The organism is Salmonella sp. 5800, from assembly GCF_046558195.1.
Lineage (GTDB): Bacteria > Pseudomonadota > Gammaproteobacteria > Enterobacterales > Enterobacteriaceae > Salmonella > Salmonella enterica.
This window is the reverse complement of record NZ_JBGDOX010000003.1, coordinates 231813-249809: the sequence shown is the minus strand read 5'-3', so window position 1 is coordinate 249809 and position 17997 is coordinate 231813. Positions and strand designations below refer to the sequence as shown.

The 17997-nt window shown below is 48.1% G+C and carries 19 protein-coding genes and 1 pseudogene; 17 read left to right on the top strand and 3 right to left on the bottom strand.

All coding sequences use genetic code 11. The features are described from left to right. Positions 1-165: 165 nt before the first annotated feature. Complete coding sequence (gene ygjG / locus ACLJZ5_RS08480) at positions 166-1545, bottom strand: putrescine aminotransferase (RefSeq protein ID WP_072100844.1); 1380 nt, start codon at positions 1543-1545, stop codon at positions 166-168. Positions 1546-1974: 429 nt separating this feature from the next. On the opposite strand from ygjG, the gene ACLJZ5_RS08475 reads away from it, so the two are divergent. Next, complete coding sequence (locus tag ACLJZ5_RS08475; RefSeq protein WP_001582503.1) at positions 1975-3495, top strand: PAS domain-containing methyl-accepting chemotaxis protein; 1521 nt, start codon at positions 1975-1977, stop codon at positions 3493-3495. 387 nt (positions 3496-3882) lie between these two features. Continuing rightward, positions 3883-5451 (top strand): methyl-accepting chemotaxis protein, encoded by a 1569-nt coding sequence (locus tag ACLJZ5_RS08470; RefSeq protein ID WP_000478462.1) that lies wholly within the window; start codon positions 3883-3885, stop codon positions 5449-5451. On the opposite strand, the gene ACLJZ5_RS08465 is transcribed toward ACLJZ5_RS08470, so the two are convergent. Next, positions 5448-6095, bottom strand: a complete 648-nt coding sequence (locus ACLJZ5_RS08465; protein ID WP_000983434.1) for a PadR family transcriptional regulator — start codon at positions 6093-6095, stop codon at positions 5448-5450. The two genes, ACLJZ5_RS08470 and ACLJZ5_RS08465, sit on opposite strands and share 4 nt — an antisense overlap. Positions 6096-6326: 231 nt before the next feature. Here ACLJZ5_RS08465 and ACLJZ5_RS08460 point away from each other — a divergent pair, with 231 nt between their 5' ends. The 12 genes and pseudogenes from ACLJZ5_RS08460 to ACLJZ5_RS08405 all read left to right on the top strand — a co-directional run bounded on the left by ACLJZ5_RS08460 (position 6327) and on the right by ACLJZ5_RS08405 (position 14781). Next, positions 6327-7094, top strand: coding sequence for a siderophore-interacting protein (locus tag ACLJZ5_RS08460; RefSeq protein WP_017441493.1), 768 nt, complete (start codon positions 6327-6329; stop codon positions 7092-7094). Between the two features lie 304 nt (positions 7095-7398). Further along, positions 7399-8823: an integrase family protein gene (locus tag ACLJZ5_RS08455; protein ID WP_024797471.1), complete on the top strand. Its 1425-nt coding sequence runs from the start codon at positions 7399-7401 to the stop codon at positions 8821-8823. Continuing rightward, positions 8820-9503: a hypothetical protein gene (locus ACLJZ5_RS08450; protein ID WP_024797470.1), complete on the top strand. Its 684-nt coding sequence runs from the start codon at positions 8820-8822 to the stop codon at positions 9501-9503. The genes ACLJZ5_RS08455 and ACLJZ5_RS08450 overlap by 4 nt, the downstream gene beginning before the upstream one ends. A 58-nt stretch (positions 9504-9561) precedes the next feature. Next, positions 9562-9768, top strand: a pseudogene (locus tag ACLJZ5_RS08445) (helix-turn-helix domain-containing protein). Positions 9769-9778: 10 nt separating this feature from the next. Further along, positions 9779-10618: a hypothetical protein gene (locus ACLJZ5_RS08440; protein ID WP_001650766.1), complete on the top strand. Its 840-nt coding sequence runs from the start codon at positions 9779-9781 to the stop codon at positions 10616-10618. Between the two features lie 10 nt (positions 10619-10628). After that, positions 10629-10877 (top strand): host cell division inhibitor Icd-like protein, encoded by a 249-nt coding sequence (locus ACLJZ5_RS08435; RefSeq protein ID WP_000764070.1) that lies wholly within the window; start codon positions 10629-10631, stop codon positions 10875-10877. Continuing rightward, the gene (locus ACLJZ5_RS08430; RefSeq protein WP_001284750.1) at positions 10870-11088 is read left to right on the top strand and encodes a hypothetical protein; all 219 of its coding nucleotides are present in this window, start codon (positions 10870-10872) and stop codon (positions 11086-11088) included. The genes ACLJZ5_RS08435 and ACLJZ5_RS08430 overlap by 8 nt, the downstream gene beginning before the upstream one ends. Next, the gene (locus ACLJZ5_RS08425; protein WP_001133617.1) at positions 11081-11305 is read left to right on the top strand and encodes a hypothetical protein; all 225 of its coding nucleotides are present in this window, start codon (positions 11081-11083) and stop codon (positions 11303-11305) included. The genes ACLJZ5_RS08430 and ACLJZ5_RS08425 overlap by 8 nt, the downstream gene beginning before the upstream one ends. 4 nt (positions 11306-11309) lie before the next feature. Then, positions 11310-11609: a DUF4222 domain-containing protein gene (locus ACLJZ5_RS08420; protein ID WP_000727198.1), complete on the top strand. Its 300-nt coding sequence runs from the start codon at positions 11310-11312 to the stop codon at positions 11607-11609. Further along, a complete protein-coding gene (locus ACLJZ5_RS08415) occupies positions 11606-13024 on the top strand; it encodes a helicase RepA family protein (RefSeq protein WP_024797469.1) in 1419 nt (472 codons plus the stop codon). The genes ACLJZ5_RS08420 and ACLJZ5_RS08415 overlap by 4 nt, the downstream gene beginning before the upstream one ends. Positions 13025-13462: 438 nt before the next feature. Continuing rightward, positions 13463-13954 carry a hypothetical protein gene (locus ACLJZ5_RS08410; RefSeq protein ID WP_000365968.1) on the top strand — a complete coding sequence of 164 codons (492 nt, stop codon included), beginning with the start codon at positions 13463-13465 and terminating at the stop codon, positions 13952-13954. 566 nt (positions 13955-14520) lie between these two features. Continuing rightward, on the top strand, positions 14521-14781 hold the full coding sequence (locus tag ACLJZ5_RS08405; protein ID WP_001123052.1) for a hypothetical protein: 261 nt from the start codon (positions 14521-14523) through the stop codon (positions 14779-14781). 36 nt (positions 14782-14817) lie between these two features. On the opposite strand, the gene ACLJZ5_RS08400 is transcribed toward ACLJZ5_RS08405, so the two are convergent. Next, positions 14818-15291 carry a hypothetical protein gene (locus ACLJZ5_RS08400; protein WP_000138190.1) on the bottom strand — a complete coding sequence of 158 codons (474 nt, stop codon included), beginning with the start codon at positions 15289-15291 and terminating at the stop codon, positions 14818-14820. Between the two features lie 273 nt (positions 15292-15564). Here ACLJZ5_RS08400 and ACLJZ5_RS08395 point away from each other — a divergent pair, with 273 nt between their 5' ends. The 3 genes from ACLJZ5_RS08395 to ACLJZ5_RS08385 form a co-directional block, all read left to right on the top strand. Beyond that, positions 15565-16719 (top strand): phage major capsid protein, encoded by a 1155-nt coding sequence (locus ACLJZ5_RS08395; protein ID WP_024797468.1) that lies wholly within the window; start codon positions 15565-15567, stop codon positions 16717-16719. A gap of 44 nt (positions 16720-16763) precedes the next feature. Continuing rightward, the gene (locus ACLJZ5_RS08390; protein ID WP_000381911.1) at positions 16764-17324 is read left to right on the top strand and encodes an HK97 family phage prohead protease; all 561 of its coding nucleotides are present in this window, start codon (positions 16764-16766) and stop codon (positions 17322-17324) included. Between the two features lies 1 nt (position 17325). Continuing rightward, positions 17326-17997, top strand: a 672-nt coding sequence (locus ACLJZ5_RS08385) for a phage portal protein (protein ID WP_410958907.1), incomplete at its 3' end; no start/stop codon positions are given.

Below are 17997 nucleotides of genomic sequence, written 5' to 3'. Positions count from 1 at the left end.
TATCCAGTATGTAAAATTATTGTTATGTGGTCGGATGAGTTACTACTGTAGCCGTCGCGAGGTAAAAGGGAAAAGGGGAATGTGGTGATTGTGATGGGATTCAAAAAAGAGGCTGCGACCCGGGGAAAACAGGCCGGATAAGCATAGCGCCATCCGGCATCGTTTTTAAACCTCTTCAACGCTCACCTGCATCGCCGCCAGCGCATTACGCGCTGATTTCAATACCTGTTCGCACAGTTCAATGGTTAGCGTGAGCGGTGGCTCGATACGAATTGTTTTCGCATTATTCAGCGTACCAGCGACCAGCACGCGTTGACGGAACATCTCACTGGCAAAACGGTAGCCCGTTTCGTTATCGACAAATTCAATGGCCATCAACATACCTTTGCCGCGCGCATCGTGTACCAGATTGGGATATTCACGCGCAAGTTGTCGAAAACCATCCAGGAGCGTATCGCCTTTTTGTTCCGCCTGGGCCGGGAGATTTTGCTCCAGCAGGACGTTAATGGTCGCCAGCGCGGCAGCACAAGCCAGCGGATTACCGCCAAAAGTGGTGGTATGCAGGAAGGGGTTGTCGAACAGAACCGAAAACACCTCTTCAGTCGCGATGGTGGCGCCAACCGGCATCACGCCGCCGCCCAGGGCTTTCGCCAGACACAGAATATCAGGCTGCACATTTTCGTGCTCGCAGGCAAACATCTTGCCGGTACGCCCCATGCCGGTTTGTACTTCATCCAGAATCATCAGCGCACCGAATTCGTCACAGAGCTTACGTACCTCTGTCAGGTATCCCTGCGGCGGCAGGATCACGCCGCCTTCACCCTGAATTGGCTCCAGAATCACGGCTGCTATCTCGTCGCCCGTTTTTTTGCCTTCGCTAAATGCCATGCTCATCGCGTCGATATTGCCAAACGGCACATGGCGGAAGCCCGGCAGTAAAGGCATAAAGGGTCTGCGGAAGGTGGATTTGGCCGTGGCGGAGAGCGCGCCCAATGATTTGCCGTGAAATGCGCCGCTGGTGGCGATAAAGGTAAACTTGCCGCGCGGCGACTGATACGCTTTTGCCAGTTTTAGCGCCGCTTCGACGGATTCGGTGCCGCTGTTACAGAAAAAGCTGTACTTGAGTTTCCCCGGTGTCAGCGCCGCCAGCGTTTTTGCCAGCATCGCCCGCAAGGGATCAAGTAACTCCTGGCTGTGGAGAGGCTGTTTTGCGAGTTGATTCTGGACGGCGGATACCACAACAGGATTACGGTGCCCCACGTTAAAGATGCCAAACCCCCCAAGACAGTCGATAAACTCCTGCCCCTGGGTGTCGACAAGCGTATTCAAACTGCCCGCTTGCCACTCTACGGCTCCGTAATCCCCGCCGGCGGTAACAGATTTCCGGTATTCCAGAAATCCTGGATTTACATGCTCTTTAAAGTAGTCAATGACCTCTCGGTTTAGTGCTTTCATTTCCTCATGGTTTAGCGTTCGCTTCTCGATGAGATTCAGTGCGTGCGCGCTACAGGCCAAAGCCGATGCGCTGGAAGGTAACCTGTTCAAAATGAGCTCCAGAGGGCCGTGTATCACATGATACTGAATTAAGTATTGCAGGGATTAGCGGGGGTCTAAGCCCATAGTGAAAATCGGGATAAACACCAAGAATAATCACATTTACACAACATTTAATGTCATGCGTTAACAATTGGATGCATTTTGAGCAGATCTTGTTTTACGGTTTACGGTGTGTTGCGGTAGCGGCGGCGTGAGAAAAAGGTGAGCCAGGGCAGATTTTAAAGAAAAAGGTTGTCTACGCTAAACAATTTCATAATGAAAATAAGGCGCAGGATGAGGTGAAAATCGTACAAATATTAAGGATTAATCGCAAATTGCGATCCAGAGCAATTTTAACAACTAAAGATAAATAGATTAGCGCCGAAATAACATCTGAGCGAAAAATTAACATCCAGATAACCTGCACAGGACGCTATCATGTCTTCTCATCCCTACGTCAGCCAGCTAAATACCCCGCTGGATGATGATACCACTCTGATGTCTACGACCGACCTGGAAAGCTATATCACTCACGCCAATGACACTTTTGTCCAGGTGAGCGGCTATCAGTTAAACGAGTTACTGGCGCAGCCACATAATCTGGTGCGTCATCCGGATATGCCGAAAGCTGCCTTCGCAGATATGTGGTACACCCTAAAACAGGGCGAACCGTGGAGCGGCATTGTGAAAAACCGGCGTAAAAACGGCGACCATTATTGGGTGCGGGCCAACGCGGTACCGATGATACGTGAAGGGCGTGTGACGGGATATATGTCGATCCGTACCCGCGCCACGGATGATGAGATTGCCGCCGTCGAGCCTTTATATCAGGCGCTAAATGAAGGGCGGTGTAGTAAACGTATTCATAAAGGCCTGGTGGTTCGTCAGGGTTTGCTGGGCAAACTGCCCGCTATGCCTGTTCGCTGGCGAGTGCGTAGCATTATGGGGCTAATGGCCGTAATGCTGGCGTTGGCGCTGTTCGGTACGGATGCGTCATGGCAGGCGTTGCTGTTGGGCGCGTTGGCGATGCTGGCAGGTACGGCGCTATTGGAATGGCAAATTGTGCGTCCCATTGAAAATGTGGCGACGCAGGCGCTGAAAGTGGCGACCGGCGAACGCAACAGCGTACAACATCTTAATCGTAGCGATGAGTTGGGGCTGACGCTGAGGGCCGTAGGGCAGCTTGGCTTGATGTGCCGCTGGCTGATCAATGACGTATCAAGTCAGGTTTCCAGCGTCAGAAACGGCAGTGAAAGGCTGGCGAAGGGTAATAATGATCTGAACGAACACACCCGTCAGACCGTGGAGAATGTTCAGGAAACGGTAACGACCATGAATCAGATGGCGGAGTCCGTGAAGCTCAACTCCGAGACGGCTTCCGCTGCGGATAAGCTTTCCATGGCGGCCAGTAGCGCGGCGACTCAGGGAGGTGAGGCGATGGATACGGTGATTAAAACGATGGATGATATCGCTCACAGTACGCAACGTATCGGGACGATCACCACGCTAATTAACGATATCGCTTTTCAGACGAATATCCTGGCGCTGAATGCGGCGGTAGAAGCGGCGAGAGCGGGCGAGCAGGGGAAAGGGTTTGCCGTGGTTGCTGGCGAGGTACGTCATCTTGCCAGCCGCAGCGCTAACGCGGCGAACGATATTCGTAAATTAATTGATGCCAGCGCAACAAAGGTGCAGTCAGGCTCCGAGCAGGTTCACGCCGCAGGCCGTACCATGGATGACATTGTAGCCCAGGTGCAAAATGTCACCCTGCTTATCGCACGGATCAGCCAGTCGACTCAGGAACAGACAGATGGGCTTTCCAGCCTGACTCGCGCCGTGGACGAGTTGAACCGCATAACCCAGAAGAATGCGGCGCTGGTGGAAGAGAGCGCACAAGTCTCCGCGATGGTAAAACACCGTGCCAGCCGGCTGGAGGATGCGGTCACGGTACTGCATTAAGTTTATTTGTAGGTAGCAACGGTAATGACATCCGCCCGGTAGCAACAAGCTTACCGGGCGGATGTGCTCTGATAGAAGGCGGTGCCTGCCATCATAGAGAGTACCAGTGGCCTGTGATGTTAAAAATAATGTGATATTTATTCCTTCTCCCTTGTCTACCTATTAATAGGTATAAACTCAGTTAATAAATAAGAAATGGTTAACCTTTTAGCGTATTTCTTTCATTATTAGTGCCAATTTATGTCACTTTTGGTTCATCTTTCTGTGAACAATAAAAATTACTTACTAATAATGTTCCGAAATAAAAAGCGATCAATATCATAAAGTTAGTAACATTATTGCCGATAAATCTTCCTGTATGAGGATATGCAATCCCAGGGAGAAAATATGTTTTTGCATAACATTAAAATACGTTCAAAATTATTTATGGCCTTTGGCTTATTCATTGTTCTCATGGTGGTGAGTTCCGCTCTGTCTTTGTTTAGCCTTGATCGGGCTAATACGGGTATGCAGGACATTATTACCAATGATTATCCCACCACGGTAAAAGCCAATCTGTTAATCGATAATTTTAATGATTTCATCATCGCGCAGCAGCTCATGTTACTGGATGAAGAGGGGCGCTGGAGCCAGAGCTCGCAGAAAGAACTCAGTGAGATAAGCCAGCGCATTTCGGCGTTACTGGATGAGCTTTCCAGGGAAAATAGTCACGATGCGGATTCACAGAAAATCATTAATGAGATCCGTGAAGCGCGCCAGCAATACCTGGAGTCCAGATTCCGTATTTTGAAAGATATTCAAAGCAATAATCGTCAGGCGGCCATTCAGGAGATGATGACCAGAACGGTGCAGGTGCAAAAAGTCTATAAGGACAAAGTCCAGGAACTTATCGCTGTTCAGGACGCGCAGATGCATGAAGCGAGCGTGCAGGTCAAAGAGGATTTTAAAAATAATCGGACGCTGTTAATCACTTTGGCGCTGATAAGCATCGCCGCCGGAGGCGTAATGGGATGGTATATTGTGCGTTCTATTACCCGGCCGCTTGATGACGCAGTACGCTTTGCCGAGGCGATTGCCGATGGCGATCTGACTCGTCATATCACCACCGACTATAAAGATGAAACAGGCGTACTACTGCAAGCATTAATGGCGATGAAAACGCGTCTGCTGGATATCGTACAGGAAGTGCAAAACGGTTCGGAAAGTATCTCCACGGCGGCAGCGCAAATTGTCGCCGGTAACCAGGATTTGGCGGCGCGTACGGAAGAGCAGGCCAGCTCGGTTGAAGAAACGGCGGCGTCGATGGAACAGATTACCGCCACGGTTAAAAATACGGCTGACCATACCAGTGAAGCGACCAAACTCTCTGCCGGCGCCGCCAGCGTGGTGAAAAACAATGGGGAGATGATGAATCAAGTGACGCAGAAAATGCGCGTCATTAACGACACGGCAAATCGTATGTCGGATATCATCAATATCATTGATTCCATTGCCTTTCAGACCAATATTCTGGCGCTGAACGCGGCGGTTGAAGCGGCGCGCGCGGGCGAACATGGACGTGGTTTTGCCGTTGTCGCCGGAGAGGTTCGCCAGTTGGCGCAAAAGAGCGCCTCGTCAGCCAGTGAAATCCGTAATTTGATTGAAGATTCAACCAGTCAGACTCAGGAAGGGATGCACCTGGTGGAGAAAGCCAGCGCCCTGATTAATGGCATGGTGGATAACGTCGAAGAGATGGATGTGATATTACGTGAGATTGGGCAGGCCAGCCGCGAGCAAACTGACGGTATTTCGCAGATTAACAGCGCGATTGGCCTGATTGACGCCGCCACGCAACAAAACTCCTGCCTTGTGGAAGAGTCTGTTGCCGCCGCAGCGTCGCTGAACGAACAGGCGTTACATTTAAAAGAGCTGGTTAACGTGTTCCGCGTCCGCGAAGAGGACACGCAGCCCGCTTAATCCAGTTCGGCGATTTCCAGCGCCGCGCGATCAATCACGCCGATAATGCGTTTGATTTGCGCGTCGTTGATATCGCTGTGGTTTATCCGCAGATCCAGCACGGCCTTGAAGTTATCCAGCGCCCGCTTCATCTGCGGATTTTTACGTAACTCCATGCCCACACAACGGGCTTTTAGCCGCGCCTGAATATGCGTCAGGTGTTCGCGATTTTCATCAAGCCATTGCGCGCCGTTCGCGGTAATCGCGATTTTTTTCCGCCCGCCTTCTTCGTCGCTAATCGTGATAAATTGCTGATCCTGTAAAAAATCCAGCGTAGGGTAGATCACGCCAGCGCTTGGCGTATAGCCGCCCCCCGTCAGGTTTTCTATCGCTTTAATCAGTTCATAGCCGTGGCTGGCGTCCCGGGTCAGGATATCAAGAATGACCAGCCGAAGTTCCCCGTGGCCAAAAAATCGCTGGCGTCGACCACCGCCCTGTCCATGACGACCACAGCCGTGTCCGTGACGGTGTTCGCCGCCGCAACTGGCGTTCTCATGCTGATGCGCGCTATGGCAGCCTTCATGCTGATGTTCTCGATCTTTGCAGCAACCATCGTGCTTATGATCCCGGTTTTTGCAACACCCTTCATGTTGATTTTGCATCATTGCCTCCTGCTTATTTAGATATATCTAATTTATATCTAAATGATGGGTTTTAGCAAGGGTAAAAGAGATTGTTTATATAAGCTATTAATTTATAATGTTTTATTTTAAGGTTATAGTTAGCGACGTGTTGCCAGGACACTATCAAAAAACAGTTGCATTTTTACTGATTAACAATCATTATCATTTAAAACTTTAATTTAGATATATCGTATTACTTCACGAAGGCAAAAAATGACGACATCATCCGTACGCTACCCACAACGTGTTCGTAATGAACTGCGTTTTCGCGAGCTGACCGTTCTGCGGGTAGAACGTATTAGCGCAGGATTTCAGCGGATCGTACTTGGCGGCGAGGCGCTGGACGGTTTCACCTCCCTGGGCTTTGACGATCACACGAAAGTTTTTTTCCCTGAGCCAGGCTGTCGCTTTACGCTCCCGACAGTCACTGAGGAAGGCATTATCTGGGGGGAGGGCGTTCGTCCGGTCTCCAGGGATTACACGCCGCTGTATGACGAGGCGCGTCGCGAGCTGGCGCTGGATTTCTTTATCCACGATGGCGGCGTAGCCAGCCGTTGGGCAATGGAAGCCCGTGAAGGCGATACACTGACGATCGGCGGGCCGCGCGGTTCGCTGGTGGTGCCGGAAGATTATGCTTGTCAGGTTTATGTCTGCGATGAGTCCGGTATGCCTGCGCTACGTCGTCGTCTGGAATCGCTTAGCCGTCTGCCTGCGCGCCCTGCGGTAACCGCGCTGGTGAGCATTCAGGATGCGGCATACCGCGATTATCTCGCCCATTTGACGGACATTACTGTGGAATATGTTGTTGGCGGCGATGAACAGGCAATGCAAACGCGTCTGTCGCAGCTGACAATACCTGAATCAGACTATTTCATCTGGATTACTGGCGAAGGCAAAACGGTAAAACGTTTAAGTCAGTGCTTTGAAAAGGGGTTTGATCCACACCTGGTACGTGCGGCAGCCTATTGGCATCGTAAATAGCGGTATGGGGCGAGCTCTGTCAGAAACAAAAAAGCCACTCTTTAGAGTGGCTTAATTATGTGATTTTAAAGCTAAAATTTGGTGGCCCCTGCTGGACTTGAACCAGCGACCAAGCGATTATGAGTTAGAATGCAACTTCTTACCTGAAAATACTTATCTATAATTTTCAGTAACTTAATTGATATGAAAATACTGTATAAATAACCAGAAATACTCTAAAATACTCCTTTGCGGTATCCTATAGGTATCCTAGAGCAAAACAAGCGATTTTCAGGATACCCCGATCGCTTGGTGTGGAGTGTTTGTGGAAACATTCAAATTTACGAAAACTAAGCTCGAAAACCTCCCACCTGCCGAACGTGGCCAGGTTGAGTACGGCGATACCATCGTTAATGGTCTGCGCATCCGTATTGGCACCAGTGGTGTGAAAAGCTTCTGTATCTCACGTAAGAGAAATGGAAAATTCATCCGGGCCACGCTGGGCCGTTTTCCGGATCTTACTATTGATAATGCCAGGGCAAAGGCACTCGAAATGTTGGGTGACGTAGCGACCACCGGGAAAAATCCTAATGTGGAAAAGCGTGTCAATGAGAAGGCATCTGTCACGCTTGCTGATGCGCTGGATGCCTATATTAAGAACCGTGGCCACCGCCTTAAACCCACAACCGAAAAGCAATATCGCGCTATCTTGCAAAATTACTCCGGCGACTGGATGAAACAGTCCCTCGCTACTATTTCGCGTGATCGTGTTGAGCATCGTCACAAAGCAGTAACTGATGGTTCAGTCTGGTTTGGCGCTGATAAAGAAACGCTCAGGGCTGGGGTAGGAAGCGGTAGCAAAGCTCAGGCTGACCTGTGGGCCAGAGCTCTGCGCGCCGTATATCGTTTCGCACATGATCATTATCGTGATGAAGAAGGGAGAACGCTGTTACCTGACCCGCCAACACAGGTGCTGAGTACAAAGCGTCAGTGGCATGGCACGATCAGAAAGACAGAGCGCATCCGCACCCATGACTTTGCTCGTTGGTTAAATGCCGTCGCTGTAGTTCGTGATAAGGCCGAAGAAGGACGAGATGATGTAGCTGCCGCAATATGTGACGCTGTAGAAATGTCGATGTTCACCGGGCTGCGTAAATCTGAAATATTCGAACTAACCTGGAATCGGGTGAATATTGGCGGTCGTTATTTCTGGATAGATACCACCAAGAACGGCGATCCGCTCGAGCTTCCGATCACTGAAACTCTGCTGAATCTGTTCCGGCGCCGACTGAAAATGAAAAACGGAAATGAGGCTTTAGTGTTTCATGGAGTTAAAGGAGTCATTAAAGAATATCGCCATGTAATTGATCGAATCAGTGCCGCCACCGTCCCAGACCCCAATCCTGATTTGCTCCAGCCAATCCCATTCAAATGGCACGATGCCCGCCGTACATTCGGTACAGTTGCCGAGCTGGTGGGCGTTGGTAGTTATATCCTCAAGCGACTAATGAACCACCGAACGATGAGAAGTGCAGATGTTACTCAGGGCTATCTTCATTTTGGTGCTGATGAACTACTCGAGCCAGCTATCAGAATTGAACGGGCTGTTCTTGAATATGCTGGCTTGGTGGAAAGTAAAAGAGGAATAGATGCTCAGTTACTGTCCGTCATGGAAAATTTAAGTGATGAAGATAAACGTAAGCTTTTATTTGATCTGCTGAATTCTAACAATGCTGAGGAAAAATCATGAGCCTGGAAAAATACTTAGATTCTGGACGGCTAAATTTTGTTGATGTTTTCATGCGCACTGCTAGAAATTTTGGAGATCTACAATTTAACTATAAAAGAGACTTAGGTAACGAACTAAAAAAAGATATCAACAGAATATCTCGTGGGCATTTGAAGTCTATTTTACAAAAAATGCGCAAAGATAAACCGTCAAAGGATGATGCTGATTTTGAAGAGCAAACACTGGCCAAGGTGTTTTTTATATTGGAGGCTCATGATTTTACTACATTAGCGGAAGATATGGCTTTAGTTATTGAAAGAAGAAATATAAAAGAGCGCTGTCAGAAAATTATATATAAAGAAATTGCTGAGGGATCAGCATTTAAGCAGCGTAGCATTGCGGCATCTGGCCCACGACACCGCCTATATGATGAAATCGTGGCAATTATGAAATCTACCTGGAAACATAATCCGGCACTTTCAAAAAGAAAAATGATCTCAAAATTATTGATACGTTATGAAGATAAAGTGGATGAAAAAACGCTAAGAGATTGGATAACAAAAGGAAAACTGGCTCCACCAAGACCCAGACAGAACAAAAATTCAGATCTGGTTATCCCACCAGAATATGCCAGCAAAAAAATATTTGAGGGAGGGGGGGAAGTAGCTCCTCACCCCCATAATCATGTACTCACCTTATAGAAAAAAATCAAAAAATTATAGTAGCTCCGTTGCTAACCAGACATACACGGAGCTACTTATGCATTTGGTTGAATCGAATTATTCTAAAAGACTCACTCGTAATGAGGCCGCAGCTCATCTTGGTGTGAACCCATAGACGCTGGCGAACTGGGCGCATACTGGCAAGGTAAAAATTCCCTTTCATAAGGTCGGTAGGAAGGTCATTTACTTCAAGTCTGATCTGGATGCTTATCTGGATTCCACCCGCAGAACGCAGACGGTTTAAGGAGCTGGATATGGCACATAAAACAAAGGCGGCCATGCCGGGCCGCTATTTATCTAAGATGTTCATTTCTATTTATAACATCTTATGCATCCATAATGAGATAGGCTCAATGATTTTTATGTATCCTCCATATGCCCAAACAAATGTGCCAAATATTGTTAAACCGACACCGATGACCTCTGCTTTTATTTCTTCTCGTACTTCAATGCGAGCTTTTGAAATATTTTCTTCTCTCATTCTCTTAGATTCTTCAGGACTTAGCGGAGGACCTGTAACCCCACTACGTGAGTTAATTTCAGCTTCGCGGTTAGATAGTTTTTTTAAAGTTGTGAATTTTATTGTATACAGTAATCCGAATACTGAAATGATCGCTCCAGAGCTTGCAAATAAATTCATGTCATTAAGATATTGCCCAAATAAAAAACTTGCACCGCAGAATACAATTAATAGGATTAGTGATGTTTTTGCACCAAGTATCTTGAAAAAGATGGTTCTGAATTTTTTCATTACTAATTATCTCAATATTATAAGCGTGATTCAATTTTTTGGCTCAATACCACGTCTCCGTAACTCCGCTCTACCTAACTCCTTTAGCCAGTTACTGGTACTGGTGTTTTCAGCTTGCGCTAGCTCATCAAATTGTTTGCGTAGTTCAGCAGGAATGCGGATTGGTAGCATTGGTGACTTGCCGCCACCCTTAGGTTGTTTATCTCGAGATATTGACATGTATATGCCTATAGGTTTATGGTTAACTCAAATAGGCATATACAATAACATGTGTGAGTCTATAAAAACAACGCCCCGTAGTGCTCGCAACACATACAGGGCGTCTAACCAAACCGTTAGTTGAGGTAACAGTTATGGCTGATAAACAGCATACCCAAACTCACCCCAAATTTACATGGCTATTCCTCGGTATAACGAAAGGACAGACCTGCACGCCTGTAGTTATCCGCATCGCTGCCGACACCGAAGAAGAAGCTCACGAGTGGTATTTCCGCAGGGATCTGACCTTTGTTACAAAGATTCGCTCTGAATGTTTGCTGTACCAGTACGTCAACGGCGCCTATGAGTTGACGATTCCCGGACAGGAGGTACTTCATGGCTAACAAAACCACCCTGATAAATGACCTCCCCATTTGGCAGGAAGTTGATAGCGCGTTGGGGCAGGTTTTGTCCCTACAAATTGCGCTTGAGCTGGCTGCTCATGAAATGGATAAGGACGATGTTGTTGCCGCGATGTGTGGCATACGGCATCTGGTTTACCACGTGGCTGGGGAACTCGAGAATGTTGGCAAAATGGAGGTGCGTCATGCCTAACCAGCCACAAGTTTACGAAATTTTTGACGTGGTTCGTCGGTCTGATGGGATGGTTATGAATCATATCTCATCTGGCAATCGCTATATGGTCTATACGCTAAACGGATTGGTATCGGTTAGGACATTAATGGCAGACGAAATTGTGGGTACTCCTAAACTCTTTGAGCTGATTCTTGAACGCGCCGGTTATCGCGTAACACCAGTCAAAAAGGACTAACGCCATGAAAAAGAAAATTAACAGCTTAACTGCTGGTGGTCAGACTCGGCCTGAAATCCTTCCGGGCGATATTTTCAAGGATAACCGGGGCGAACGGGTAACGGTGAAAATGGTTACTGATAACCGGATTACGTATATCAGGGAGGGTTATTCCGGAGAGTGTGTTTTCCCGGTCGAACGGTTTGAAAGGGAGTTCAGCCTGGTGAAACGTCAGACATTCAGCGAATGGTGCAAGTCAAACAACACAGTAGAAAAAATTCAGTATTTGCGGGCTTTAATTGCTGCTAAGAGAGCTGGCAAATGAAACGTGCTCCGAACTTAAAATTTCTGCCAAAGGAAAAATTCACAGAGGCAATCATTTTTGCCGGGGCTGATGCTTACGCTCATGCAAAGGGATGGGAAGAGGGCCTGGGTAAACAAATTGCCGAAGATACAACGCCTCCTGTCTGGCTGGGGCCTAAGCAACTGGCGGAACTGGATAACCTGCAAATTATTGATAAGGGGCGGCATAGTGCTCGTGTATATCTGGCAGGGAACATTGAACCGAGACTGATAAACGCCATTGGCGAGAAGCTGGCGCAGGCAGGAGTGCAAGATGCCAAGCTATACAAGGGGATTCCCGACCACCAGCCGGAGAACTGGAAAGAGTATCTTTCACGTTTGCGCGAACGGATTGAGGATTCTGTACTAGAGGATTCTATGCGTCATAGTTTGCCGCTGAGCGTTGGATCTGATGGATATGACCAAGAACAAGATTACACGCTAAAAAGCTATCTCCCTGCTAACAGCCTGAGCAGTATTTACGGCCCCAGTGGATCTTACAAAAGTTTTCTAGCTGTATCCTGGGCCTGCCATGTTGCGGGGGGATTTAAATGGGCTGGAAAATCTGTCTCACCAGGTGCTGTGATGTACGTTGTTGGAGAAGGGGGGATCGGTGTTCCACGCCGTATTAAAGCATGGGAGAAATTGCATCATGTGAAGCTGGATAATCTTTTTCTGGTCAATCGTCCTGTCTTCCCGGTGCGTCGTGAGGAAACAGAAGAGATGATAAAAGCTGCAAAGGATGTGAAATACCGAACGGGACAGCCGGTACGCCTGATCGTCGTAGATACGCTGGCCCGTTGTTTTGGCGGTAATGATGAGAATGATGCCCGGGATATGGGGGCGTTTATTGAAGGCTGCGACGTTATAAAGCGTGAAACCGGTGCCACATTACTAGTGGTCCACCATTCTGGTAAGGATGATACAAAGGGAGCTCGGGGCTCCAGCGCATTCAGGGCTGCACTTGATGCAGAGTTTAACATTCGGCGTGAGGGGGAAGGTGGGGCAATAATTCTTACCTGCACCAAGATGAAAGATGCAGAAGAACCCAAACAAGCTGCTTTCGATTTGCGTACGGTAGAACTGTTCACCGACCGCGATGGTGAAATAGTCTCGTCGCTGGTTGTTCGTGATATACCACGTGAAGCAAGGGAGTTGGACCCTGAACTGGCGGAGATTAAGAATCTGACGGGCAATCATGCAGCACTCTGGCAGAGTATTCGCAGCAGGAAAGCAAAAGGAGAAACATGCAACAAAGCTGTTTTGCGTGATGATATGGAGGCCATGATGGGAGATAAGGCTAGAAAATCCTTTCACAAATGGCTGGAGAAACTGATCCGCGATGGGCTAATAGAGGTCGATTATCAAGGCGTGATTACACTACTCTCAGGCGAATAATTGCGGCAGCAAATGCGGTTGGTGCGCTAATTATTTAAAATCTGTGCTGTTGCCGCACTTCTTTCATATATACCTGGAAAAAGTGCGGCGGTAAGTTGATATGTCCTTAACTCCGCATGAGCACTGGGTTTGTGCCATTTTAACCCATATTGCTTGCCGCACTCACATGCGGCAAAAGAAAATGCGGCGTGAAATGCGCAAAGAGCGGCAAGGGTGATTTGGATTTTAGAACGTAAGCGAGCAAAGGTACTATGTACACTTTGATTCAGCTTGTTCGTACTACATTATCGCTATTCACTCCTCATCACTCCAATTTACAATGCTATGCTAATCCTACAGATCTTTTAAAGATCTTGTGTGTTGTGATCTTGCGCAATGAGAAATATTGTGCCATTATCCTTACAAGTTGAGTTCTATCTGCTTAAGGAGGTTAGAATTATGGACTTGTCCAAGGCTAACTTTTACAGTTTTATCGACCAATATGCTGACATAACTGGCGCGTCGCCAAGTACTGCAGGTAACGTCCGTAGCGTTTGCTATTTGGTTAAAGAGTCCCTTTCTGACAGTGTACCTGCAGATAAGTGGGATACGACCGGCATTATTAACACTTACGTTATGGCCAATGGTATTGCTGAGGATACGCAAAAATCCTACATCAGCCGCTTTAACGGAGCTGTCGCAAAATTTATTGCGTATGAGAAAGGCGAAGATGTGACAGTGAAGCAGCGTAGATCGCCTGTGAAAAACAGCCAATCATCGCCGGTCAGTTTGCAGAATACTTTAGTCAAAACCTTTGAACTGCCGATTCCTCTTCGTGACGAACTTACCGTAATCATTGGTAATCTTCCTCGTGATTTGACTAAAGACGAGGCGAGAAGGATCAGTACTATTATTGAGTCCTTTGCGGTTTCACAACCAGCAAACGACTAAACAAAAAAGCCCTGCTTGGTAGCAGGGCTTTAGGGGGAAGAAAATGGATTTTCTTCCAGAGTGCAGATTAACCGCAGCTCTTTAAGCGTGAGAACTTAAGAATAGCGGTTAACCTGCGTAGTTACAAGGCTGGATAGGATTACAGCTTGTACATAAAAACAGGTAATGTTTATGGCTAACGGAATCTGTCCAAAATGTGGTAACGCTTGTGAGGTCATATTTAGACCCTACAAACGCAACCCTGACGGGACCCTGAGTTATCCTAAACGGGCGAAGGTATTTGCTATCCCCGTGTGCAACTGCTAAGTGTTAGTTGCTTTGAAATCAACCCGACTTCGGTCGGGTTTTTTGTATTCAAAACATCCTTCTATAAGATAAATTATCTAGCGGATCTACTTAGCTAAATAATCAACCACTTATCAGTCAATTGATATAATAGACAGTATCGCATACTTTAAAGTTTGCTTTGTTTTTTAATGCATTGAATTTATTGGTTAATTTTCAAAATCAGAAAGGTTAGTGGTTTAAGGGATATTTATTTAATTTTATAGGTCTGGAGTCGAGACATGCCAATCACAAATGAAGAACGTATTGAACATATGGAAAAGTTTAATCTAACCAGTTTGGACACAATGCCTACTGCTGATTACCGGGAGGCATTAGAACAAGAAGCTTTTTTTTGGGACGATCCGCACGGTTTCATTATGCATACCCTTTCTGGGGAACGTATCGTCACAAATACAGAACAACTTGATGCCTTACTTGAGCATTTGGAAGGATACAGGGCTCTGTTACCAGATCCCCCGATGTGGATGAGCGAGAAGTAAACAACAGGCCTGGACTAGTGCCAGGCCTGTAATCAGTCAGAAGTCGATATCAACTTCTCTTTGAAATTTTGAAGTTAGACTAAGCGCCTCGCTCGGGCATTTCCCGTTCTCAACTAGCGCAGACCAAAACTCATTATCGTAGCAACCGTCAAGGTACAGATATCGGCAAATATCGATTAAATCACCTCTATTCCATCCTTTAGAGCTGTAGCCTCGAACGCCTAATTCATCCTCCAGGTCATAAAATGTGAGCCCTTCATTTTTACGCCAAGCATCATCAAGACGCTTTAACAGAAACTCTACTTTCTCTTTTGATGCGGTGAAATACTGAGCATAAAACTCGTGAGGTTTACGGGGGACGCTGCCATCGGTATCGCTCATCAATGGGTAAACGCCGGACTCCCAGGCGTGGAGATATGCGTCGCTAAATTCATCATGATGCTTGCCAATGTGAAGAATCTGTATCCTTTGCTGAGCGAACAAGGCACCCATAACGTCATTTTCAGTCATAAAATCCCTTATTAATTTAATGGTTTCCGTCTCGCATAATAATTTTACTCGCTTGTTTTGTAAATTATTTGTGCGTCATCTTTCAAGACTGTTCGGAGTAAAAATACATCATTTACAACGATAATTTGATCCATATCTTGAAGAGTGGCCCTCAGACGTGAGCCGCCACTGTCCACCCGGTTCTTCCGGCAGATCCGCGGTTTTCTCTCCGGGTGGACATCCCTTAAAGCGCTGGTTTCACGTCTCAACGTTAATTGTTACGGAAACCACTCCATGAAGAAATTACTCGAATTACGTCAGCAAAAAACCGAAATCAAAACGCAGATGCGTAACCTGCTTGAAAAAGCCGACAGCGAAAAACGCAGCCTGACCGATGAGGAAGGCACGCAGTTTGACGAACTCCGCATCCGCGCCGGGACACTCGATACTGAAATCAGTCGCTACGAAGCCATAGCCAGCGAAGAACGTAACCAGCCAGGCCACCCGGTGAACGAAAACGGCGTAAGCAACGACGAACTAAGTACCTACATTCTGACCGGGGAAGCCCGCAGCCTGTCTACCAGCATTCCGGAGGACGGTGGCTATACCGTTATTCCTGAACTTAACAAACAGATTATGCAGCAGCTTAACGATGAGTCCGTTATGCGCAAAATCTGCACCGTGAAAAAAATCGGCAGTAACGAGTTTAAACAGCTTGTCTCTGTGGGCGGAGCGGGGGGGAACCACGGCGAGGAAGGAAAAGCCCGTGGTGAGACAACTACGCCGAAACTGGAAGAAGTCAGTATCCGCCTGTTCCCGGTTTACACCTATCCGAAGACCACGCAGGAAATTATCGATTTTTCTGGTGTGGATATCATGGGCTGGCTGTCCTCTGAAATTGGCGATGCTTTCGTCGATACCGAAGAAGCGGATCTGGCATCCGGAGACGGCGTGAAAAAAGCGAAGGGTTTTCTCTCTTACCCACTCAGCCCGGACGGTGACAAAACGCGTCCGTTCGGCACAATCCAGAAGGTCACCGTGAGTGTACTTAATGCGGATTTTCTGATTGACCTGAAATTTAAACTTCGTGCGAAGTACCGCAAAAATGCCGTATGGGTAATGAACTCCACCACGGCGGCCTCCGTTCAGAAACTGAAAAACGGTAACGGGGATTACATCTGGCGCGACCGTTTACAGGCAGGTGATCCAGATACGCTGCTGGGCCTCCCGGTTGAATATCTCGAAACCATGCCGGACGACCTGATCGGTATTGGCGACTTTAAACGTGGCTATTTCATCGTTGACCATGAGACAGGCACCCGCACCCGCCCGGATAACATCACCGAACCGGGCTTTATCAAAATTCATACGGATAAATACCTGGGCGGTGGTGTGGTTGATTCCGGCGCCATCAAGCTGCTCGAAATCTCTGCTTCCTCCACCAAATAATTCACAGGGGCTTCGGCCCCTTTCTGGTCTTTATGGAGTCCGTTATGGATACCGTTAATTTTGAAATCCGCACCTCTGAACTTATCGCCAAAGAGCGCAGGCTGGTGGGCTATGCGGTGCGCTGGAACAGCCTGTCAGAAATTATCTGGGACGAATTCCGCGAACAGTTTACGCCGGGAGCATTTGCTGGCTATCTCGCATCCGGTAATGATGTGCGCTGTTTATTTGAACATGACTATACCCAACTGCTGGGGCGTACCAGATCCGGCACGCTGATACTGTCGGAAGATGATACGGGTCTGCGATTTGAACTAACACCACCTAATACTCAGTTAGGTAATGATGTGCTGGAGCTGGTGGAACGGGGCGATATAGAAGGCATGTCGTTTGGATTCCGGGCGTTGAAAGAGAACTGGGATATTACCCAGTCGCCTTATCTGCGTATCGTCACCGCTGCTGAACTGCGAGAAATTACGATCACTTCTCTGCCTGCTTACCCGGAGTCCGGTGTGGAAATTGCACACCGCTCGCTTTATTCCCAGTATCCTGAGTTACGCCGCGCTGGCGATAACCGCCGACGCTGGGCCGAACTGGTGGAGATCTGATATGTGGACTCTCTGGCCTTTCAGCCGTAAGGCAGAACAACGCAGCATGGCCATCGATGAATGGCTGGTGATGGTGGGCATACCTAATACCGGATCCGGCGAATATGTATCTGCGGGGACGGCGGAATCTCTGCCGGCTGTCATGAACGCCGTATCGGTCATCAGTGAAGCAGTGGCAACCATGCCCTGTTATCTCTACCGGGTAACGAATGATAAAGGGCGTGAGGCGCGGGAGTGGCTGAGTAATCACCCGGTTGATTATCTGCTGAATGAGCAGCCGAACGACTGTCAGACACCGTACCAGTTTAAACGCACGATGATGCGGCACTGTCTGCTGAACGGTAACGCTTATGCGGTGATCCGCTGGGGCCGTGACGGACAGCCTGAATCATTGCATCCATATGCACCGGGGACCGTAGTTCCGGAGCGTCTGTCCGGACACCGTTACAAATACACTATTACTGAACCCTTTAGCGGAATCACCCGTACTTATCTTCAGGAAGAGATTCTGCATCTGCGTTATGCCACGGACGATGGTTTTCTGGGGCGCTCACCGATAACCATCTGCCGTGGGGGGGGGGGGGGGGGGGGGGGGGGGGGCGGGGCGCCGCCCCCGGCCCAAGCGCGACAGGGGAGGGGAGGGGGCGCGGGGGGGAGCTCCAACAAGACAGAG